Annotated in this window: 19 protein-coding genes; 11 read left to right on the top strand and 8 right to left on the bottom strand. The window is 69.3% G+C overall.

Annotation, left to right across the window (positions count from 1 at the left end):
- Positions 1-430: 430 nt before the first annotated feature.
- Entirely contained in the window at positions 431-796 is a 366-nt protein-coding gene (locus tag ACTOWK_RS07095; protein WP_441329476.1) for a SnoaL-like domain-containing protein, read from the top strand.
- A gap of 267 nt (positions 797-1,063) precedes the next feature.
- Here the strand turns inward: ACTOWK_RS07095 and rpoD are convergent, their stop codons facing one another.
- Positions 1,064-2,929 carry an RNA polymerase sigma factor RpoD gene (gene rpoD, locus ACTOWK_RS07090; protein WP_441329475.1) on the bottom strand — a complete coding sequence of 622 codons (1,866 nt, stop codon included), beginning with the start codon at positions 2,927-2,929 and terminating at the stop codon, positions 1,064-1,066.
- Between the two features lie 71 nt (positions 2,930-3,000).
- Complete coding sequence (gene dtd / locus ACTOWK_RS07085) at positions 3,001-3,441, bottom strand: D-aminoacyl-tRNA deacylase (RefSeq protein ID WP_057916320.1); 441 nt, start codon at positions 3,439-3,441, stop codon at positions 3,001-3,003.
- 154 nt (positions 3,442-3,595) lie between these two features.
- Here dtd and ACTOWK_RS07080 point away from each other — a divergent pair, with 154 nt between their 5' ends.
- The 4 genes from ACTOWK_RS07080 to ACTOWK_RS07065 are packed head-to-tail and all read left to right on the top strand — an operon-like array spanning position 3,596 to position 8,069.
- A complete protein-coding gene (locus ACTOWK_RS07080; protein ID WP_441329474.1) occupies positions 3,596-4,516 on the top strand; it encodes a lauroyl acyltransferase in 921 nt (306 codons plus the stop codon).
- Between the two features lie 33 nt (positions 4,517-4,549).
- Positions 4,550-5,989, top strand: a complete 1,440-nt coding sequence (locus tag ACTOWK_RS07075) for a tetratricopeptide repeat protein (protein ID WP_441329473.1) — start codon at positions 4,550-4,552, stop codon at positions 5,987-5,989.
- A complete protein-coding gene (locus ACTOWK_RS07070) occupies positions 5,989-6,558 on the top strand; it encodes a PH domain-containing protein (RefSeq protein ID WP_441329472.1) in 570 nt (189 codons plus the stop codon). Before ACTOWK_RS07075 ends, ACTOWK_RS07070 begins: the two co-directional genes overlap by 1 nt.
- Positions 6,558-8,069: a PH domain-containing protein gene (locus ACTOWK_RS07065; RefSeq protein ID WP_441329471.1), complete on the top strand. Its 1,512-nt coding sequence runs from the start codon at positions 6,558-6,560 to the stop codon at positions 8,067-8,069. Before ACTOWK_RS07070 ends, ACTOWK_RS07065 begins: the two co-directional genes overlap by 1 nt.
- Before the next feature lie 15 nt (positions 8,070-8,084).
- Here the strand turns inward: ACTOWK_RS07065 and ACTOWK_RS07060 are convergent, their stop codons facing one another.
- On the bottom strand, positions 8,085-9,155 hold the full coding sequence (locus tag ACTOWK_RS07060; protein WP_441329470.1) for a CDP-glycerol glycerophosphotransferase family protein: 1,071 nt from the start codon (positions 9,153-9,155) through the stop codon (positions 8,085-8,087).
- Between the two features lie 167 nt (positions 9,156-9,322).
- Here ACTOWK_RS07060 and ACTOWK_RS07055 point away from each other — a divergent pair, with 167 nt between their 5' ends.
- Positions 9,323-10,153 (top strand): glycosyltransferase family 2 protein, encoded by an 831-nt coding sequence (locus ACTOWK_RS07055; protein ID WP_441329551.1) that lies wholly within the window; start codon positions 9,323-9,325, stop codon positions 10,151-10,153.
- 7 nt (positions 10,154-10,160) lie between these two features.
- Here ACTOWK_RS07055 and ACTOWK_RS07050 read toward each other — a convergent pair whose 3' ends face one another.
- From ACTOWK_RS07050 to def, 5 genes are all read right to left on the bottom strand, one after another.
- Entirely contained in the window at positions 10,161-11,441 is a 1,281-nt protein-coding gene (locus tag ACTOWK_RS07050) for an O-antigen ligase family protein (protein WP_441329469.1), read from the bottom strand.
- A gap of 3 nt (positions 11,442-11,444) precedes the next feature.
- The gene (locus ACTOWK_RS07045) at positions 11,445-13,199 is read right to left on the bottom strand and encodes an ArnT family glycosyltransferase (RefSeq protein WP_441329468.1); all 1,755 of its coding nucleotides are present in this window, start codon (positions 13,197-13,199) and stop codon (positions 11,445-11,447) included.
- Between the two features lie 106 nt (positions 13,200-13,305).
- Positions 13,306-14,619, bottom strand: coding sequence for a 16S rRNA (cytosine(967)-C(5))-methyltransferase RsmB (gene rsmB / locus ACTOWK_RS07040; RefSeq protein ID WP_441329467.1), 1,314 nt, complete (start codon positions 14,617-14,619; stop codon positions 13,306-13,308).
- A gap of 32 nt (positions 14,620-14,651) precedes the next feature.
- Positions 14,652-15,575, bottom strand: coding sequence for a methionyl-tRNA formyltransferase (gene fmt / locus ACTOWK_RS07035; RefSeq protein WP_441329466.1), 924 nt, complete (start codon positions 15,573-15,575; stop codon positions 14,652-14,654).
- 192 nt (positions 15,576-15,767) lie between these two features.
- Complete coding sequence (gene def / locus ACTOWK_RS07030; protein ID WP_441329465.1) at positions 15,768-16,280, bottom strand: peptide deformylase; 513 nt, start codon at positions 16,278-16,280, stop codon at positions 15,768-15,770.
- Between the two features lie 158 nt (positions 16,281-16,438).
- Here def and ACTOWK_RS07025 point away from each other — a divergent pair, with 158 nt between their 5' ends.
- The 5 genes from ACTOWK_RS07025 (at position 16,439) to ACTOWK_RS07005 (ending at position 21,621) form a co-directional block, all read left to right on the top strand.
- Complete coding sequence (locus ACTOWK_RS07025; protein WP_441329550.1) at positions 16,439-17,590, top strand: LysM peptidoglycan-binding domain-containing protein; 1,152 nt, start codon at positions 16,439-16,441, stop codon at positions 17,588-17,590.
- Positions 17,591-17,691: 101 nt separating this feature from the next.
- On the top strand, positions 17,692-18,882 hold the full coding sequence (gene dprA, locus ACTOWK_RS07020) for a DNA-processing protein DprA (protein ID WP_441329464.1): 1,191 nt from the start codon (positions 17,692-17,694) through the stop codon (positions 18,880-18,882).
- Positions 18,883-18,983: 101 nt separating this feature from the next.
- Positions 18,984-19,472, top strand: coding sequence for a DUF494 family protein (locus tag ACTOWK_RS07015; protein ID WP_435397398.1), 489 nt, complete (start codon positions 18,984-18,986; stop codon positions 19,470-19,472).
- Between the two features lie 263 nt (positions 19,473-19,735).
- Positions 19,736-20,494, top strand: a complete 759-nt coding sequence (locus tag ACTOWK_RS07010; RefSeq protein WP_441329463.1) for a pilin — start codon at positions 19,736-19,738, stop codon at positions 20,492-20,494.
- An 89-nt stretch (positions 20,495-20,583) separates the two neighbouring features.
- Positions 20,584-21,621, top strand: coding sequence for an RDD family protein (locus ACTOWK_RS07005; protein ID WP_441329462.1), 1,038 nt, complete (start codon positions 20,584-20,586; stop codon positions 21,619-21,621).
- The last annotated feature ends 199 nt before the right edge of the window (positions 21,622-21,820 follow it).

The following is a 21,820-nucleotide window of genomic DNA, read 5'->3' as shown; positions in this document are numbered from 1 at the left end:
GAAAGTAACCCGGCCGCGTCAGCGGACGGAAGCTGTAGATATTGCTCCACCGCTCTGCGGTAAGAAGCGCAGCAACCGCCGGCAGCGTGGTCGCGGCTTGCGCCGCTCCTACCCTTAAAGCCACCTCATTTGCCGTTCACCGCATGGTTGTTGCTCTCCGCTTTAGCGGACGGAAGCTGTAGATTTGGCTTCACCGCTCTGCGGTAATAAACGCCGCAAAGGCGTGCAACGCGGTCGCGGCTCGCGCCGCTCCTACTCTTGGGTTGCGTCGCTTTTCTGCGAAAACGACACGAGTCTCGACAGACTAACGCCATCCGACGCGGCGTATTCATCTTCCGCTCGTCGGAAGAGCCGCCCTCGCCCCACCATTGACGGCCGCCATCGACGCGCCCGGGCCTATCCTGAGCACCCGCCCCGAGGATCGCCCGCCATGGACACCCAGCAGATCGCCAACCGTTACGTCGAGTTGTGCCGCGCAGGCAAGCACGAACAGATCCAGGACGAGCTCTACGCCGACGACGCCGTCAGCATCGAGGCGCCCGGCAAGCAAGCCGGCCCGCTCGGTAACGTCGAAGGCCTGGCGGCGATCCGCCAGAAAGGCCGCGACTTCATGGCCGACGTGATCGAGATCCACGACAGCTGGTGCAGCGACCCCGCGGTCGGCGGCGACTGGTTCAGTCTGGCCATGAGCATCGATGCGACCTACAAGAGCATGGGCCGCATGCCGATGGCCGAGGTCGCGGTGTACAAGGTGCGCGACGGCAAGATCGTGCACGAGCAGTTCTTCTACGGCTGAGCGCGACACCAGGGCCGCACATCGCGCGGCACCCGCTCGACCCGGCACCGCGCGACGCAGCGCAGTGCATTGCTGTGCGCTGCGCTGCGCCGAGAGAATTCCGCGCTGCGCGCTTCAGTGCAACGCTCGCGGTGTCGGCAGCAACGATCCGACGCCTTCAGCGGCAGGCTAAGCCGCACGCCGCGAGGCACCAGATAGACCGGCCCCGCAAACGAAACAGGCCCCGCTAGCGGGGCCTGTTTCCTTACGCAACCATGGCGACGCCGATCAATCGATGTCGAGGAAGCTGCGCAGCTGTTCCGAGCGGCTCGGGTGACGCAACTTGCGCAGCGCCTTGGCCTCGATCTGGCGGATGCGCTCGCGCGTCACATCGAACTGCTTACCGACCTCTTCGAGGGTGTGATCGGTATTCATGTCGATGCCGAAGCGCATGCGCAGCACCTTGGCTTCCCTCGGGGTGAGGCCGGCGAGCACGTCGCGGACCGTCTCGGAGAGGTTGATGTTGGTGGTGGCTTCGACCGGGGACTCGACGTTGGTGTCCTCGATGAAATCGCCGAGGTGCGAATCCTCGTCGTCGCCGATCGGCGTCTCCATCGAGATCGGTTCCTTGGCGATCTTCATGACCTTGCGGATCTTGTCCTCGGGCATGTCCATCTCTTTCGCCAACTCTTCCGGCGTGGCCTCGCGGCCGTACTGCTGGAGCATCTGACGCGAGATGCGGTTGAGCTTGTTGATCGTTTCGATCATGTGCACCGGGATACGGATGGTGCGCGCCTGATCGGCGATCGAACGGGTGATGGCCTGGCGGATCCACCACGTGGCGTAGGTCGAGAACTTGAAGCCGCGGCGGAACTCGAACTTGTCGACCGCCTTCATCAGACCGATGTTGCCTTCCTGGATCAGATCGAGGAACTGCAGACCGCGGTTGGTGTACTTCTTGGCGATGGAGATCACCAGGCGCAGGTTGGCCTCGACCATCTCCTTCTTGGCCTTGCGCGCCTTGGCTTCGCCATAGGCCATCGCACGACTGATTTCCTTGATGTCGGCCAGGGTCAGGAACGAGGCCTGCTCGATCTCGATCGTGGTCTGCTGCTCGGCGATGATCTGGTCCTTGACGTCGCGCAGACCCGACGACCACTTCTGCTTGCGCTTGAGCAGTTCGTCGACCCATTCCAGATTGGTCTGGTTGCCTTCCCAGGCGCGGATGAAGTCCTTACGCGGCATCTTGGCGATGCGCGTGGCCAGATCGAGGATCTTGCGCTCGTGGTCCTTGATCGAGCCGACCACCTCGCGCAGGTTGCGCATCAGGTTGTCGGTCAGGGCCAGCGGCAGCTTCAGGGTGACGAACACGGCGGCGATGTCTTCGCGCAGCTTGGTCGCCGCCTTGGCGCCGGCGCCGCCCTTGCCCTGGGCCTTGAGGAACTTGCCGTACAGGTCGGCGATGGCTTCCATGCGCGAGGCGACTTCGACCGGGTCCGGACCGGAGGTGGTCTCTTCGGTCTCGGCATCGTCGCCGGCGGCTTCGACTTCTTCGTCGTCGTCCGCGTCGGCATCGGCGTCGGCCACCACGACCGGCGGCGCCGGCGGCTCGGGCTCTTCGTCGAGATGATCGTTGAAGCCGACCACGATCTCGGCCAGGCGCTTCTTGCCGGCCTTGTGCTGCTCGTAGTCTTCGAGGATCAGCTGGATCGTGGAGGGGAACAGGGCAAGCGAAGCCTGGACCTGGTTCAGGCCCTCTTCGATGCGCTTGGCGATGGCGATTTCGCCCTCGCGGGTGAGCAGCTCGACCGTGCCCATCTCGCGCATGTACATGCGCACGGGGTCGGTGGTGCGGCCGCCTTCGCCGTCGAGTGCGGTCAACGCCGCCGCAGCTTCTTCAGCCGCGGTGTCGTCGACTTCGCGATTACCGGTGTTGCCGTCGGCGAGCAACAGCGTTTCGGCATCGGGGGCAACTTCGTGCACCTCGATGCCCATGCCGTTGATCATGCCGATGATGTCTTCGATCTGTTCCGCGTCGACGAGATCGTCGGGCAGGTGATCGTTGACCTCGGCATAGGTCAGATAGCCCTGCTCCAAGCCCTTGCTGATCAGGAGCTTGATATCGGACGGAGGGGGCTGACGTTCGTTGGCCATGGGCTGCGCCACCGCGCTATTGAGGGTAGGGAACGCTCCAGTATATCAGGTCCGGCCTGGGAGGCCGGGTCTTAGGACCGGAGGAGAAAGGTGACCGGGCCGTCGTTGACCAGGTTGACGACCATATGGGCGCCGAAGCGGCCGGTTTCCACCCCTCCGGCATGACGTTGCCGGCAGGTTTCGACCAGACGGTTGAATAACGGTTCAGCCAGGCCCGGGGCGGCGGCCGTGCTGAAGCCCGGGCGCATGCCGCTGCTGGTGTCGGCGGCCAGGGTGAACTGGCTGACCAACAGCAGGCCGCCGCCGGTGTCGGCCAGGCCGCGGTTCATGCGGCCGGCTTCGTCGGCGAAGACCCGGTACCCGAGCAGGCGTTCGGCCATGCGGGCGATCTGGGGTTCGCCGTCGCCGGGTTCAAGCCCGACCAGGGCCAGCAGGCCGGGGCCGATCGCCCCGACCGTTTCGCCGTCGACGACGACCGAGGCCTGGGTGACGCGCTGGATCAGACTCAGCATGCGGGCTCGTACGATCTGGAAAGTCGGACGCGAGTGTAAAGCCTGCATCGTGCCGGCATCGGCGGCGTGCCGGCTTCGATAGGTGCCGCATCCGGCACCTATCGCGAAGTCCAGCCGCCACGGTCCCGCACAGACCAGCGGCTACACTCGCCCGATGACCCGATTCGTCGCCCGCCTGCTGTATGTTTTCGCCAGCGCGCTCGGCCGCCTGCCCTGGTCCTGGCAGATGCGCCTGGGCGACGCCATCGCCGCGCTGTGGCAGCGCCGCAACGCCCGCGAGAGCCGGGTCGCCCGGGTCAACCTGGAGCTGGCCTACCCGGACCTGCTGCCGGCCGAACGCGAGCAGTGGCAGCGCGCGATCGTGCGCACCACCTCGCGCCAGGCGGTCGAGACTCTGCGCCTGTGGACCCGGCCCCATGCCGAGAATCTCAGCCTGTTGCGCGAGCAGCACGGCACCGAGCTGTTCGATGCCGCGCTCGCTTCCGGACGCGGCCTGATCGTGGCGGCGCCGCACTACGGCAACTGGGAACTGCTGAACCAGTGGCTGGCCTTCCGCACTCCGCTGGCGATTCTGTACCGCCCGCCGGAATCGGCGATCGGCGAGGCCTTCCTCAACCTGGTGCGCGCCGACACCGAAGCCGAACGCGTGACCCAGGTCCGCGCCGAAGGCTCGGCGGTGCGCCAGTTGTGGAAGCGGCTCAACGCCGGCGGCGTGGTCGGCATCCTGCCCGACCAGCAACCCAAGGCCGGCGACGGCGAGTTCGCGCCGTTCTTCGGCGTGCCCGCGCTGACCATGACCCTGCTCGGACGCCTGGCCGAACGCACCGGCGCGACCGTGCTGTTCGCCTATTGCGAACGCATCGACACGCATCCGGATCACCCTGCGTTCGCGTTGCGCATCGAAGCCGCGCCGGAGGGCATCGCCGATCCCGATCCGCAACGCACCTGCATCGCCCTCAACGCGGCGGTAGAACGTATTGCGCGACGCGATCCGGCCCAATACCAGTGGACCTACAAACGCTATACGCTGCGTCCATCCGGCAATGGCGACGACAATCCCTATCGTTCGAGATAGGACGCCGGTCCGTCGGCTCGACAAGGATGCCTCATGCGTTACGCGCTATTGCTGCTTGCCCTGCTGTGCGGCCCGGCCGCGGCCGCCCCGCAGGGCGACGACCAGGCCGAAGTCAACGCCGTCGATGCGGCCTGGAGCCGCTACACCCGGCTCGCCGCCAAGGACGACGGTGCGAGCGCCGAGTCGATCGCCGAGTCGACCGCGCAGCATTACGCCTTCCTGCGCGATGTGGCCCTGTACGGTTCGACCGAACAAGTCCGCCGCCTGCCGCTCGCCGACCGCCTGACCGTGTACGGCCTGCGCGCGAAGTACGAAGCGCCGACGCTGGCCGGATGGGACGGCCGCGGCGCCTACCGCCATTGCGTGCAGGACAAGCTCTGCCACGTGGTGATGCGCCACGCCGACGGCAACTTTCCATCGCTGAGCCACGTCGCCATGATCGATGCCGACCGCGCGCTCGGCGAAGTGCAGCCGCCGACCGGCGAGCGTTACGTGTTCGGCCCCGAGTTCGTGCGCGAAGACAGCCGTTGGAAGACCCGTCCGGAACGCCAGACCGAAGAGCTGTCGAGCTTCATGGCCGCGGCGGCCGCGCAAGCCGGCGGCGAAACCACGTTGCTGCAACACCTGCTCGGCGACTTCCTCGGCGACGGCCAGGCACCGTCGACCCTGAGCGCGCTGGAACTGGCGCCGCGCGACGACGAGGCGCAGCGCAATCGCCTCAACGAGCGCTGGCCCGATTACCAGGCCTACATCGACACTCAGGTCGCGGCGATCAAGCGCAAGGCCGAGGCCGGCGAAGCGCTGGCCCAGTACTTGTACGGGCGTCTGCTCTACACCGGGCTGGAATCGCGTCGCATCGCCGCCGACCGCGACGCCGCCCTGGCGGTGCTCGAACGCGCCAGCGACAGCGGCCACGCCGAATCGGCGCTGGCGGTGGCGAACATCCTGCTGTCGACCCACGACCGCCTGTCGCTGAGCCCGCAGACCCTGCGCCGCGCCCTGCCGCATCTGCGCCGCAGCGCCGAAAGCGGCAACCCGCAGGCGATGATGGGCTACGCCGATTTCATCCGTTCCGGCGCCGCCGGCCTGGCCAGCGACTGCAGCCAGGCCGTCGAATGGCTGCGCAAGGCCGAGGACGCCGGCATGGCCCAGGCGCGCAACGACCGGGTCTGGATCCTCGCGACCTGTCCGATCGCCGGCCAGCGCGACGCCAGGCAATCCTTGGCGCTGGGCCAGCACATGATCGCCAAGCGCGAACGGCTCAGCGCGGCCGAACTCGACACCGTCGCCGCCGCGCTCGCCGCCAACGGCGACTTCGCCCAGGCGATCTCGTTCCAGAGCGATGCCCTGGCCCGGCTCAAGGACGGCGAGCTCGACCCGAAATCGCGCCTGCGCATGCAGGGCCGCCTCGCGCTGTATCGTCAGGGCCGCGACTACACCGAAACCGAACCGCTGTACGCTAAAGAACCGTGATGACGGATACGCCCGACCCCACCGCCGCGACCGAACCCGCGTCCATCGAACCGGGCCCGACCCGGCCCGATCCTGCGTCGACCAGCATCGACACCGGCTCGACCGGCTGGCAGCAACTGCCCTCGCGCGCCGTGCTGTTGTGCACGATCGACGTGAGCGTGTCGCTGGCGGTCGTGTTCGCGATCGCCGGGGTGATGCTCGGCGTGCTCACCCTCGGTTCGTGGGTCGCGGTCGCCAGCGGGCTCAGCGGTGCGCTGCTCGGCGCCGGCATCGGCACCTGGATCGGCCTGCGCCGCTATCGCAACACGCTGTGGCGGCTCGACGCGCACGGCTTCGCGGTGCGCCGCGGCGTGGCCTGGCAACGCGAAACCCTGGTGCCGCTGACCCGGGTTCAACACCTCGACCTCAAGCACGGCCCGCTGCAACGCCTGCGCGGCCTGGCGACCCTGGTCGTGCACACCGCCGGCACCCGCCACAACGCGGTCTCGATCGACCATCTCGACGCGCAGGACGCCGAGCGCTTGCGCGAACGCCTCGGCCGCCAGCTCGATCACGACGAAGACGCCTGATGAGCGCGCCGGGTTCGACCGTCCTGCCGGACGAGGAAAGCACGCGCGCCGACCGCCGCCTGCATCCGATGTCGTGGCTGTTCGTGCTGATCCAGCAGCTTAAGCAGTTCATCCTGCCGCTGGCGGCGCTGCTGTTCCTCGGCCGCGGCGACCGCAACGAACTGTGGCCGCTGATCGGCGTCGGCGCGCTGGTGCTGGTGGCGCTGTGGCGTTATTTCACTTACCGCTACGGCATCGGCAGCAATGCCGTGGTGGTGCGCAGCGGTCTGTTCAACCGCAGCCTGCGGGTGATCCCGTTCGTGCGGATCCAGAACGTGGCCCTGCACCAGACGGTGCTGCACCGATTGTTCGGCGTCGCCGAAGTGCGCATGGAATCGGCCGGCAGCAAGGAGCCCGAAGCGCAGATGCGCGTGCTCAAGCTCGACGACGCGCTGGCTCTGGAAGCGCTGGTGCGGCGGCGCGGCGCGGTCGTCGTCGAGGGCCAGGCCGAGGACGGCGCCGACGTGCTGCTGCGCTTGTCGCCGGCCGAAGTGCTGCGGCTGGGCCTGGTCTCCAACGGCGGCCTGGTCCTGATCGGCGGCGCCCTGGCCGGCTTGTCGCAGTACTCCCCCGATTTCAACGCGCGCATTCCCGGGCGTGTCGGCAGCCAGGCGACCCGCTGGCTGTCCGGCCATGTCGAGGCCTACCACCTCGATGCGATCGGCGTGGCCCTGATCGCGGTGGGCTTGATCGCGGCGATCGCCGCTGGGCTCAAGCTGCTGTCGATCGTGCTGGCGTTGCTGCGCTACTACGGCTTCGAGCTCAGCGAGCACGGGCGCCGCCTGACCGCCGAACGCGGCCTGCTTGGGCGCTGGCGCACCACCGTGCCGCGCCGGCGCATCCAGGCCTGGACGCTCGAGGAAGGGCTGATGCACCGCTTGCTCAAGCGCCGCAGCCTGAGTGTGGACACGGTCGGCGCCGAGGCCAACGAAGACGGCCGCTCGCTCAAGGAACTCGCGCCGGTCGCGACGCCGCAGGCCTGCGATGCCTTGATCGAACGCCTGCTGCCGCGCGCCGACTGGGACCGCCTGGAATGGCGCGCGCTGCCGGATGCGGCCTGGTGGCGGCTGTTTCTGCCCGACGTGCCGTGGACCTTGCTCGCGGTGTTCTCGCTGTACTGGCAGGTCGGCGCCTGGAGCGCGCTGGCCCTGCTGTGGCTGCCGTGGGCGGCGTTCAAGGCGCAGCGGCGCACCCGCCGCATCGGCTACGCGATCGGCGAGGTCTTGGTCGCAGTGCGCGAAGGCTGGTGGCGGCGTTCCTGGCGTTTCGCCGAACTCGACAAGCTGCAGGCCTTGCAACTCACCCGCTCGCCGCTCGACCGCAGCTGCGGCACCGCGACCCTGTGGCTCGACACCGCCGGCGCCGGCGCGCTGGCGCCGCCATTGCGCATTCGCTTCCTGCCCGAAGACGAGGCCCGACAGATCCACGCCCGGCTCGCGGCGATCCTCTCGCAACGCCCGCTGCGCTGGTGAGGCGCAGCGCGGCGCTCAGGCGCCGCGTCCCCAGTACCCCAGCTCGCGGCGGATCTGCAGGCCGCGCAGCAGCGACGACCACGGCTTGCGCTGCAGACGGCCGAGACGGCCGCCGAGCAAGTCCTCGGTCGCGGCGATCACACGCTGCGACGAGCGCCCGTCGCGATAGGGATGGATCGCGTCGGCATAAGCGTCGATCGCGGCCTGCAACTCCGGGCTCGGTGCGAACGCCTGTTTGAGCTTCGCCGGCAGCGCCGCCGGATCGTCGAAATCGATCATGTGCGGCTTCGGCGTGCGGTTGCGGAAGGTCACCACCGGTTTGCGCTGGACGATGAACTCCGACACCACCGAGGTGGTGTCGGCGACCAGTACGTCGGCCGCGCGCTGCGCCGAGATCAGCTCTTCGGTTTCGACGAAGGTCGCATTGGGGCCGGACAGCGCGCGGTAACGCTCGAACAGTTCCGGCGCGCACTTGGGATGCAGGGTCAGCAGCCAGTAGCGCTCGCCGGAGTCGATCTGGGCGGCGATCGCGTCCAGCAGATGCGGCGCGGCGCTGAGGCGTTCGGTGAAGGTCGAGGCGAACAACACGGTCTGGCGGCGGCCGGCGAGGCGGCGCCATTTCGCCGCGCCGCCGTCGTCGTCGCCGAACAAGGGGTCGAGCTTGGGCCAACCGGTCTCGACCACGACGAAATGCCCGGCCTGCGCGGCCAGCGCGCGGAACGGCGCGGTCGTCGCCGGGCCTTGCGTGCAGTACAGATCGAACAGGCCGCGCACGCGGAAGTGGCCGCGCGCATCTTCGCGCTTCTCGACGTTGAAGCCATGGAACAACTGCACCTTGGCGCCGGCGACGAACGGCGGCACCCAGTTCGCCGCGCTGAACACCGCACGCGGCTTCAGCGCGACCGCCGCGCGCAGGCCGTCGCGCCCGGGCGCGAGCATGCGCACCGGCGCCGGCAGGGCTGAGGCCGCGGCGCCGTCGGCGAACCAGGCATGGGCGGTGTGGCCGGCCGCATGCAGCGCATCGGCCAGCGGCCGCAGGATCGGCAAGGCGTAGCGCTCGGTGGCGAACAGGAGGTAGTCGGACATGGAGGGAACGCCGAGAAGCCAGGAACGAGTTTAGAGGAACGAGTAGCTGGCCCGGAGGTTCACTCGTTCCTCGCTTCTCGTTTCTCACTCCTCTCAACTCGCTCCCCGCCGCCGGAGTATCCTGCCCCCAAGCCGCCACACCCCCACCCAACCGCCGGACCGCCACCATCGACACGCCCTCGCCCGTCGCCGAACGACCGCGCCTGTCGGCCTGCATCATCGCGTTCAACGAAGCCGACCGAATCGGCGACTGCATCGCCTCGCTGGCGTTCTGCGACGAGGTGGTGGTGGTCGATTCCTATTCCAGCGACGCCACCGCGGCGATCGCCGAAGCCGCCGGCGCGCGCGTGCTGCAGCGCGCTTTCGACGGTTTCCGCAGCCAGAAACAGTTCGCGGTCGAACAGGCCGCACACGACTGGGTGTTGTGCCTGGACGCCGACGAGCGTGTCGATGCGCCGCTGCGCGCCTCGATCGAAGCGGCGCGCGCGCGCGGCTTCGACGCCGCCGCCGGCTACCGCTTCGCGCGTCTGTCGGCGTATTTCGGCAAGTTCCTGCGCCACGGCAATGCGTATCCGGACCGGGTCCTGCGCCTGTTCGACCGCCGCCGCGGCGGCTGGCGCGGCCAGCGCGAGATCCACGAAGCGGCCAGCGTCGACGGCGCGGTCGCGACCTTGGCCGGCGACCTCATCCACTACCCCTATCGCTCGCTCGAACAGCAACTGAGCAAGACCGAGCGCTACGCGCGGATGATGGCCGAGCACGAGCATGCGCGCGGCAAGCGCGCGAGCCTGAGCAAGCTGGTGTTGGCGCCGGCGTGGCGCTTCTGGCGCGGCTACGTGCTGCGCGCGGGCTTCCTCGACGGCTGGCACGGCCTGGTCTACGCCTACGTGCGCGCCAATTACGTGCGCCAGAAGACCATCATGCTGTGGATGCTCGACCGCGGCCAACCGCTGACCACGCCGCCGCGCCGGGACGACGCCGGCACGCCGCGCGGCTGAGCGCCTATCAGGTCGCGGCCTCGTCGCTGCGCGCCTCGCGCAGGCTGAAGCCGTACAACAGGCCGACCGCGACCGCATAGAACGACGCGACCAGTTGGTGCGCGAACATCGACTGGGTCAGGCCGCTGGCGATGTAGACCAGCACCAGCACCAAGCCGCCGAGCGCGCTGCTGCGCGAACGCCCGGCCGGCAACGCACGCAGGCGCTGGGCGAACAACACCAGCGGCAATAAATAAATCGCCAGGATCGCCAGCAGGCCCGGCAGGCCCATGGTCGCGGCCCATTCCGGCACGTCGCTGTGGGCATGAGTGAGCCGGCAGAAGCCGACCCGTGCCGCCGGCGGACGGCATTCCGGCAAGGCGCTCACCGCGCGGCCGAAACTGCCGACGCCGATGCCGTCGAGCGGATGCGCGACGAAGGTTTGCCCGGCCAGCGACAACAGGCTCAGGCGCGCGCCGAGCGAGGAAGCGCTGTCGCCCTCGCGGAGCCGGTGGACGTCCGAGCGCAATTCCTCGATCCGGGTCTGCTCGGCCAGCGGGCCGATCCACAACGCCGCGACCGCACCCAAGGCCAAGGTCGCCAGTACCGCCCACGAGACCCGGCGCGCGCGACCGCCGCTGACCAGCAAGCCGATCAGCAGCACGATCAACACGCCCGGCCAGGTGCCGCGGCTGCCGCTGAGGGCGACGGTCACCACGCCGAGCGCGCAGGCCAGGGTGGTCCACAGCAACTCGCCGGACGGGCGGCAGAACACCGCCAGCACGATCAAGGCGATCACCGCCTCGGCATAGACGATGGCATTGGCGGTCCAGCCGGCGGCGCGGTCCATGCCGCCGCCGACCTGGTAGACCGCCACCGCGAAGGCGCCGGCCAGGCCGACCAGGGCGCCAGCCCACAGCCAGCGCCGCGACGGCCGGTAGGCGTAGGCCATCAGGGCGAAGAACGGCAGGGTCAACAGGCGCAGGCGGTTGTCGGCCTCGCGCCAGCGCACATCGTGCAGAAAGGTCGAGACCGCCACGATCACCGCCACCGCGATCGCCATCAGCAACAGCAGACGCAGCGCGCCGCCGATCTCGCGGTAACCGCGGGCGATCTGGCCCGGCGCCATCAAGAACGCAGCCAGCGCCAGCGCGGTGAACGGCAGCAGCCCCCACGGCGTGGAGATCAACAGCGCCGGCAGGCAGAACAGGGCGATGTCGAGCGTGCGGCGAGCCAGGGCCAGGCGGCGCGACTCGCCTGCGAGGGCCTCGGGGCGGTAAGAAACGTCGGGTACTTGCGGTTGGGGCACGGATCAGTCCGTATCGTCTTCATGTGGCCGCAGCGGCGGTGCGGCGGGACAGGTTTCGCGCGCAGCGTACGGCACCAGCCACCAGATGCGGCGATTGGAGCGTCCACCTATTTGGGCGCGGTTGCGGTCGACGCAGGCCGGCAGCGCCGGATCCTGTACCAACAGCCAACGCGTCCGCGGGGCCTGGGCTTGCCAGGCCAGGCCTTGTTTCAGTTGCTCGGGCCAACGCATTTTGAAGCCGAAGGTGGTGGTGCGCGACTGCGCCCGCAACAGATTCTGCTCTTTCCAGGCGACCAGGCCGAGCTCGGCATCGGGACCGATGCGCTCGGCGACCTTGGTCATCACGCCGCGCGCCGACGAGGAGTCGTTGAGCACCGGCGCCACCAGCACGCCGTTCAACACCCACAGCCCGCACAGGGTCGCGGCCATGCCGAGGATCGGACGGCGCAGCCCGGCCCACAACAGCGCCGCCACACCCCAGGCGGCGATCGCCAGCACGCCCGCGGCCAGTCCGTGCGCACCGTCGGTGAAATCGCGTTCGGCGATCAGCTTGCGCTCGAAGCCGGGGGTGCCGAACCACATCGACAGACCCACCCCGAGCAGGGCCAGGACGATCGCCGCGGCGAAGGCGAAGCCGATCCGGCGCGGCCAGGCCCGGCGCAGGATGCCCGGCAACAACGGCGCGAACATCAGGCAGGCCATCGGCAGCGCCGGCAGGATGTAGACGTCGCGTTTGCCCTCGGGGATCGAGAAGAACACGACCACCAGCAGCCACCAGGCCAGCGGTAGCACATAACGCGGATCGAGCCGGGCCAGGCGCCGGCGCCAGGCCGGCAGCGCCCAGGGCAAGGCGAACATCAGCGGCAGCCACATCGAGAGCATCACCCCGAGGTGGTACCAGGGCGGCTGGTGGTGATCCCAGGAATTGGAATAACGCTGAGCGGTCTGGCGGAACAGCAGGTCGTCGAGGTAACCGCGGTAGGCGGGGTCGGGATGGGTCAACGCCACCGTCACCATCGGCGCGATCCACAAGGCGACCGCGAACGCGAACGCGAGCGGCCCGAGCCAGAAGTAACCGCGGCCGATGCCGGCGCGCACCGGCATCTCGACCCAGGCCAGGCCGCGGTGCGCCACGCCGCCGGGTGCCAGCGCGGCGCGCAGCGGCCGCAGCACCGCGGCGAGCGCGAGCGGCGCCAACATCAACAGGGCGAGCGCACCGACGCCCTTGGTGATGGTGCCCATGCCGGCGGCGAACCAGCCCAGCACCCACCAGCGCCAGGACGGGCCGGTCAGCAGATGGCGCAACAGACCGTAATTGGCCAGGGTGATCCAGAACACCACCAGCGGATCGATCTGCGCCTTCTTCGACTGGTAGACGAAGTGCACGGTCAACAGCAGCGCCCAGCCGGCGTAGTAACCGACCCGCGGCGTCCACAGGCGCCGGCCGAGGTCGACCACGCACCACAAGGTGCCGAGCGCGGCCAGCAACGAAGGCAGCAGGAAAGCGACCCGCCACTGGCCGGTGGCCAGATAGGACAGCGCCTGCATCCACATGAAGAACGGCGGCTTGTCCGAGTACAGCTCGCCGCCGCGATGCGGGAACAGCCATTGGCCGCTCTCGACCATCTGCATGGCGACCAGGGCGAAACGCGGTTCGTCGGCGGGCCAGGGATCGCGCAGGCCGAGACCGGCCCCGAGCACCAGCCAGGCGACGATCCAGAACAACCAGGCGGGACGGGAACGGGCGCTTTCGAACATGCGCAGGCCTTTGAGCGTGTGCAGATCATAAGCGGCGGCCCGCATCGGGAGGAGAGGCGGGCCCTTCAATCTGGGCCTGCGCTCACTCTTGCACTCACTCTTGGGCTCAAGCGTTACGGCGCAGGCGGGCGTAGAAGAAGCCATCGCCGCCGCCGTCGCCCGGCAGCCGCTGGCGGCCGACCTCGCGGTCGTGGCCGAACTGCGCCGGCAGCGCCTCGGCGCGCGCATCGTCGGTACGGGCCAGGAACTCGCGCACCTGGCGCTCGTTCTCCTCGGTCAGGATCGAGCAGGTCGCGTACAGCAGCGCGCCGCCCGGGGCGACGGTCTGCCACAGCGCATCGAGCAGGCGCGCCTGCAACTGGGTCAGCGCGGCGATGTCGGACTCGCGCCGGTGCATGACCACGTCGGGCTGGCGGCGGACGATGCCGGTCGCCGAGCACGGCGCATCCAGCAACACCGCATCGAAGGGCGTGCCGTCCCACCAAGCCTGCAGGTCGGCGGCATCGGCCACGCGCAACTCGGCGCGCTCGGCCAGGCCCAGACGGACCAAGCCGCTGCGCACGCGTTGCAAACGCGCCGCATCGACATCGAGCGCGGTCAGGCGCAGGGCCGGGTCGCGTTCGAGCAGGTGCGCGCTCTTGCCGCCGGGCGCGGCACAGGCGTCGAGCACGCGCGCCCCGGGCGCGGCCGCGATCGCGTCGGCGACCAATTGCGCAGAGGCGTCCTGGATCGACACCGCGCCCTCGGCGAACCCGGGCAGCGCAGCGATCGCCGCCGAGCCTTGCAGACGCAGCGCATCGGGCAACCCGTCGACCGCCTCGGCTTCCAGGCCGGCCTCGGCGAGTCGCTCGCGATAAGCGTCGCGGGCGACGCGGCGCGCGTTGACCCGCAACCACATCGGCGCCGGCACCGCGCTTTCGGCGAGGATCGCCTCGTAGTGCTCGGGCCAGTCGCGGCGCAGGCGCCCGCGCAACCAACTCGGCCAGTGCGAATGTTTCGGGTCGACCGCCGGCAGGCCTTCGCGCTGGGCGCGGCGCAGCAGCGCATTGACCATGCCGGCCTGGTGCGGATACCCCAGGCCGCGCGCGGCCTCGACGGTGGAGTCGAGCGCGGCGTGCGCCGGCAATTGCAACGGATCGAGCTGGGCCAGGCCGACATACAGCAGCACGCGCAGTTCGCCGTCGCGACGGGTCAGCGGCCGCGCCATCCAGGCGGCGAGCGCGCCCTCGTAGCGCAGCGGCTGGCGCAACACGGCGAAGCAGATCGCCTCGACCAGGGCGCGGTCGCGCGGGTCGGACAAGCCCGGCAGCGCGGTCGCCAGTTCGGCCTTGAGCGAACGGCCGCGATGCATCACCGCGTCGAGCACGCGCGCGGCGATCGCGCGCGGCCGACTGCCGCTGTGCAGGCTGTCGCCAGGCATTCGGTCGGTCGGGGCGCGCCGGTCGCTCATGCTCAGCGCGCGACGGCGAGGTCGCGCCGGCCGTTCAAATAATCCGCGGCGGTGATCGCCTTGCCGCCGTCGCGTTGCAACACGCGGATGCGCAAGGCGCCTTCGCCGCAGGCGATGTCGATGCCTTCGCGCCCGGCCTGCAGCACGCTGCCGGGCTCGACCGAATGCTGCAGCGGCACGGCGATCGCACCGTGCACGCGCACGCGTTCGCCGGCGATGCTCGCATCGGCCATCGGCCAGGGATTGAAGGCGCGCACCTTGTTCGCCAACGCCGGCGCCGGCTGGTTCCAGTCCAGGCGCGCCTCGGCCTTGTCGAGCTTGTGCGCATAGGTCACGCCTTCCTGCGGCTGCGGCTGCGCGATCGGGCGCATGCCGGCGCGCAACAGGCCCAGCCCATCGGTCAGCACCTGTGCGCCGAGCGCAGCCAGACGGTCGTGCAGTTGCCCGCCGGTCTCGGTCTCGCCGATCGACAGCGTTTGCGACAGCAGCACCGGCCCGGTGTCCAGGCCCTTTTCCATCTGCATCAGACACACGCCGCTGTCGCGGTCGCCGGCCTCGATCGCGCGCTGGATCGGCGCCGCACCGCGCCAGCGCGGCAGCAGCGAAGCGTGCACGTTCCAGCAACCGTAGCTCGGAATGTCGAGCACCGACTGCGGCAGGATCAGGCCGTAGGCCACCACCACCATCAAGTCGGGCTGCAGCTCGCGCAGCGCCGCGCGCGAGGCCGCGCTCTTGAAGTTCTCCGGCTGCATCACCGGCAGACCGCGCGACAGGGCTTCGCGCTTGACCGGCGACAGCGCCAGCTCGCGTCCGCGCCCGGCGGGGCGATCGGGCTGGGTGCAGACGGCCACCACCTCGTTGCGCTGCGCGGCGGCGCGCAGGCTCGGTACGGCGAAGTCGGGAGTACCGGCGAATACGATGCGCATAGGTTCGGGAATCGAGTTAAAGAGAAGTCCGCGCGGACCGCCGCGGGTCGGGTCGGCGCGCTCGCGGTGCGCGCCCGGCGTTCGAGACTGCGCAGGCGTTCAAGACTACAGAAAAGCAGAACGGGAGCCGGACACCTGCGCGCGCCGCACGGCGCCACGCCGATCCCCCGCTCCCGCTTCGATGCCTGGCGCTCAGGCCGACTGGCGGCGCTGCTTGGCGAGCTTCTTGCGCACCATCTCGCGCTTGAGCGGCGAGAGGTAGTCGACGAACAGCTTGCCGTCGAGGTGATCCATTTCGTGCTGCACGCAGACCGCGAGCAGACCGTCGGCGCTGAGTTCGAACGCCGCGCCGTCGCGGCCGATCGCCTTGACGGTGATCTCGTTGGCGCGGGTCACGTCGGCGAAGATGCCGGGCACCGACAGGCAGCCTTCCTGGTAGACCTGCTCGCCGGATTTGGCGACGATCTCCGGATTGACGAACACCATCGGCTGGTTCTTTTCTTCCGACACGTCGATGACCATGAAGCGCTGGTGCACGTCGACCTGGCTCGCGGCCAGGCCGATGCCGGGGCATTCGTACATGGTCTCGAACATGTCGTCGAGCAGCGTCTGGAACTGCGGCGAGGTCACGTGCGCGGCTTCGACCGGCACGGCCTTCGTCCGCAGACGGGGATCGGGGAATTCGAGGATTGGGAGCAGGGCCATGGCGTCGAAAATGGGGGCGTGGGTCACATACGCAAGCTTTGGTTGCATTGTAACCCCGTTATAGGCTGCAAAGGCCTGCTAACGTTTGCACCTTCTGGGCTATAGTCCGGGTGCCCGCAGAGGGCAAACCTGGAAGGGGAATCAGGTAGATGGCCGCCATGTTTAAACCGATCCGCGCGGTTTTCGCCGCCGCGTTGCTGACTGTTGCCACGTACGCCATTGCGGCGGAACTGCGTGGCGACCACCCCGACACCTACGTGGTGAAACGGGGCGACACCCTGTGGGACATCTCGGCTCGCTTCCTGAAGCGGCCGTGGCTGTGGCCGGAAATCTGGCAGGCCAACCCGCAGATCAAGAACCCGCACCTGATCTATCCGGGCGACGTGATCTCGCTGGCCTACCTCGACCGCGTCGCGGCCCAGGTCAAACCGGGTCCGCGCCAGGAGGCCCCGATCAGCGGCATCCCGCTGTCGGACATCGAGCCGTTCCTGAAGAACCTTCGGGTCGTGGACGAGTTCGAGCAGATGCCCTACGTGGTCGGTCTTGAAGAGGACCGCCTGCGCGTTACCCAGGGCCAGGTCGCCTACATCAAGAACCTGCCGGACCAAACCCCGGGCACGCGTTATGCCGTGGTCCGCCCGACCCAGCGCTATACCCGCCTGGATCGCGTGGCCTGCTGCGACATCATGCGCGCCGCCGACCTGGACTTCCGCGGTCGCCGCACGGTCGACTTCGAAGCCATCTGGACCGACGTGGTCGTGCCGGACAAGGGCCGCGAGCTGCTCGGCTACGAGCTGATGCAGGTCTCGACCGGCACCGTCAGCCGCGGCGCCGAGAACGGGATGGAGGCCAGCACCCTGGTCATCGACGACACCGGCCGCGAGATCCGCGTCGGCGACCGTCTGATCCCGGTCGAAGCCCAGCCCTACGACCTGCAGTTCTTCCCGCACCCGCCCAAGGCCCAGTTCGACTACGGTCGCGCCCAGGTCCTGGCGGTGGCGGACCTGGTCAAGCACGGCGGCCCGCGCGACGTGATCGCCCTGTCGGTCGGCGCCCGCGACGGCATCGACAACGGCACGGTGTTCTCGACCTGGCGGATCGGCACCCGCGCGGTCGACCGGGTCAAGGTCGGTGCGGACCGCGACCCGACCCTGGTCGGCAAGGCCTCGCGCGTGCGCCTGCCGGACGAGTTCTCCGGTCACGTGATGGTCTTCCGCACCTTCGACAAGGTCAGCTACGGCCTGATCATGGACGGCGTACGCCAGACCAAGGTCGGCTACGAGCTCAAGCATCCCGATGCGGCCTATTGATCGGTTTGTCTGACCACTGAGGAGAAGCCTGCGGGCTTTTCCTACAGCGATCCACGACGGCGCCTTCGGGCGCCGTCGTCGTTTGCAGGCTAGGCTGGTGCATGCCTTCGCCCCAGATCCAGTTGTCCGACGACGACCTCCACGCCCTGTTGACCCTCATCGCCGCCGGCGGCGCCAGCGCAGCACGGCGGCAATTGCTCGAACTCCACCCCGGCCCGGCCGCGGCCTTGGCCGCAGGTACGGGCCAGTGGCAAGCCGCCGGGCTAACCCCCAAGCAAATCGAGGCCTTGCGCGCCCCCGACCAGGACGCCCTGGCGCGGGCCCTCGATTGGCTGCACGCCCCGCATCATCACCTGGTCGGCTGGCACGACCCCGACTACCCCGGCCTGTTGCGGCGCGCGCCGAATCCGCCGCTGGCGTTGTTCGTCGCCGGCGAGCCGGCCCTGCTCTGGCATCCGGCCGTGGCCGTGGTCGGCAGCCGCTCGCCGACCCCGGGCGGGCGCGACAACGCCGCCGATTTCGCCCGCGCCCTGGCGCGCTCCGGGCTCGCGGTCGCCAGCGGCCTGGCCGCCGGGGTCGACACCGCCGCCCACCGCGCCGCGCTCGACGCCGGCGGGGTCACCCTGGCGGTGCTCGGCACCGGCCCCGACATCGCTTACCCACGCAACAACGCCGACCTGCACGCGCGCATCGCCGCCGAAGGCGCCTTGATCAGCGAACACCTGCCCGGCACCCAGGCCCGCCCCGAGCACTTCCCGAGCCGCAACCGCATCCTCGCCGGGCTCAGCCTCGGCACCCTGGTGATCGAGGCGGCCGAACGCTCCGGCGCGCTGATCACCGCGCGCCTGGCCAGCGAATGCGGGCGCGAGGTGTTCGCCGTGCCCGGCTCGATCCACAACCCGCTCGCCCGCGGCTGCCATCGGCTGATCCGCGAGGGCGCCGGCCTGGTCGAAAGCGCGGGCGAAGTCGCCGCCGCCCTGGCCCCGCTCGCGACCGAGCTGGCCGACGACTTGCGCCGTCGCCTGGGCATCCCCATCTCTGCCAGCCACGCGGCCGTCATGGAGGGCGATCACGATGGCGACGACCCGGCTCAGGGAGTTAACGGCCGCCCGGATTTCGCAGATCCCGACTACCAGTCCTTGTGGGACGCCTTGGGCCACGACCCAACCGGTATGGATCTACTGGTCGAACGGACTGGATTGACGACCGCGGAACTGTCCTCCATGCTGCTGGTCATGGAGCTTGAGGGTCGCGTCGCGGCGCAGCACGGCCGTTATTTCCGCAACCGCTGAACCACGCCATCGCCGAGCGGTCCGACTGAGGCAGGTCGGCCGCCCGACGGTCAATCAGCAACTCCTACTCACCGCGCCGCATGCGGCGCAGGCCGAGGGAAATGAAAGAGAGCATCCTGGACGTCCTGCTGTACCTTTTCGAGCATTACTTCACTGAAGATGCGGACCTTGTCCGCGACCGCGATTCGCTCCGCAGCGGCCCCTTGTTCGATGAGTTGGGCCAGGCCGGGTTCAGTCCCGCAGAGATCAACAAAGCGTTCGAGTGGCTCGATGCGCTGGCCTTGCAGCGCCCGGCCGTCAGCCCGCCGCGCACCGGCGGCCCGACCCGGGTCTATTTCGGCCCCGAACTCGACAAGCTCGACGTCGAATGCCGCGGCTTCCTGCTGTTCCTGGAGCAGCACGGCATCCTCGACGCCGGCCAGCGCGAACTCGTGCTCGACCGCGCCATGGCGCTGGACCAGGACGAACTCGACCTGGACGACCTGAAATGGGTCGTGCTGATGGTCCTGTTCAACCAGCCCGGCTCCGAGGCGGCCTACGCCTGGATGGAAACCCAGATGTTCGCCGACGAACCCGAGCCGGTGCACTGACGCCGGCCTGGCGTCGTCGCGACGGCGACGCCACCCAAGCCGCGGCCCCCGGCTGCGGCACGAGCCGCCATCGCCGCTCGCCCACGCTTCCCAGGTCGATCCGAAGGCCGATCCGCCGGCCGACATGCTAGTTTCTTGCGTCCACCGCGCGCCTGGGGCGGCCGCGGAGGGCATAGCCGCGTCCGGCCGATGGCACCCGTGCTCCGGGTCCGACCGCGCCGGCGGCTCACTCACAAGGACGATCGCGAGATCAGGGGGACAGCATGACCAATTGGTATTACCACGACGCCGCCCAGGGCCGTGTCGGCCCGATCGATGCCGACGCCGTGCGCGGCCACTACCGCGAAGGCCGCATCCAGCGCGACACCTTGCTGTGGCGCGAAGGCCTGCGCGAATGGCAGCCGCTCGAGCGCCTGTCGAGCGAACTCGGCCTGGACGAGGACTTGCTGTCGTCGGCGCCGCGTCCGGTGGTACCGCCGCCGTTGCCGCCGCAGACCCCGACCGCATCGGGTCCGCCGCCCTATTCGACGCGGTCGGCCAACCCGGCCGACGCCGCCGCCGCGCATTTCAACCAGCGTCAGGCGCCGCCACCGCGCCGCGGCCTGTCCGGCTGCGCGATCGTCGCGATCGTGCTGGCCGTGGTCGCGCTGCCGGTGTTCGGCATCCTCGCCGCGATCGCCTTGCCGGCCTACCAGGACTACACGGTGCGGGCCAAGATCACCGAGGCCATCAACGGCTCGGGCCAGTACAAGCTCCAGGTCGCCGAGTACGTGGCCGCCAACGAGGAATGCCCGGGCAACGACAGCAAGGGCTTCCAGCCCGCGGTCGCCTACGCCAGCCCGCGCGTGGCTTCGGTCAAGTTCGGCGAACTGGAAGGCTGCGGCATCGAAATCGAGCTGCGCGGCATCGGCAGCAAGGCCGACGGCCAGAAGGTCTGGCTGGAGTTCGACCCCTCCAGCGGCGAGTGGACCTGCAGCTCGGAAATCGAAGACCGCCTGCTGCCGCAAAGCTGCCGCGGCTGATCTGAGCGGGCGGCGATGCCGGCGCCCGACCGTATCCACGTAGAACCTCTGTATACAACCGACGAACCAGGACAGGACCGAGATTCGCGATGAGCCAGTGGTATTACAGCGACGCCGAGCGCAACCGGCACGGACCGCTCGACGGCGCCGACATGGCCGCGCGCCACCGCAGCGGCGAGCTGGGCCCCGAGACCTTGGTCTGGCGCGACGGCCTGGCGCAGTGGCGCCCCTGGCGGGAGCTCGCCCATGACCTGGTCGCCGAGCCCGGCTTCGCGGCCGGGCCCGAGCGCCCGCAGGAAGCCCAGGCCGGCGCTGCAGCGGTTCCGGCGGACCGCCAGACCGCCCCTGCCCAACCCCAAGCCGCGGCCAGCGTGACCGCCGCGCCCGCGGCGGCCACGGCCACTGCGGCGCCTGCCGCATCGGACCTCGACGACACCAGCGCGGCGGCCGAGCCCGCCTCGCCCTATGCCGCACCACGCGCCGGCGTCGCCGACGACACCACCGTCGTCCACGGCTTCGAGGTCGTCCATGTCGGCTTCTGGAAGCGTCTGGCCGCCTACATGATCGACTCGCTGCTGGTCGGCATCGCCTACTACGCGGTCAGCATGGTCCTGACCGTCGGCCTGATCGGCTTCGGCATGTCCTCGGCCTCGGGGCTGTCCTCGGCGGCGTGGCTGGAGAACCCCGGCGTCGCCATCGCGGTGCTGATGGGCGTGGTCTACACCTGCATCGGCCTGATCAGCGCGGCCTATTACGTCGGCTTCGAGTCCTCGTCGATGCAGGCCACCCTCGGCAAGCTCGCGGTCGGGATCAAAGTCGTCGACGCCGACGGCCGCCGCCTGACCCGGATGCGCGCGCTGGGCCGCTGGGCGTCCAGCCTGCTGTCCTACCTGAGCCTGTGCGTCGGCTTCCTGATGATCGCCTTCACCGAGCGCAAGCGCGGCCTGCACGACATCCTGGCCAAGACCCAGGTGGTCGACCGCTGGGCCTACACCGGCCGACCGGAGATGCAGCGCCGCGATCTGGGACCGGTCGCGATCGTGGTGCTCGTACTGGGCGGCCTGCTATGGCTACTCTATGTCGGCGTCGTGCTCGCGATAGCGTTGCTACCGATGTTCGGGAACTGAGCCGCACCGCTCTGTAAGCTGAACAGGCTGCATGCCATCACGCCCTCTTCAAGTGTTTCAGTGCCAATTTATTGGCGTTTCCGGCAGGCCGCGCTTGACAGCTGCGGCCGGCTCATGATTCCACTAGAAAAAGGAAACCTGAACGCCCGCGGCCGAACGCTGCGGGCGTCGCCTTCTTAACCCCTGCCTCACGAGGCAC

The organism is Lysobacter sp. CA196, assembly GCF_052078695.1.
In the GTDB taxonomy this organism is placed as follows: domain Bacteria; phylum Pseudomonadota; class Gammaproteobacteria; order Xanthomonadales; family Xanthomonadaceae; genus Lysobacter.
Note: the sequence above shows the minus strand (reverse complement) of the source record. Positions and strands in the feature narration are given on the sequence as shown.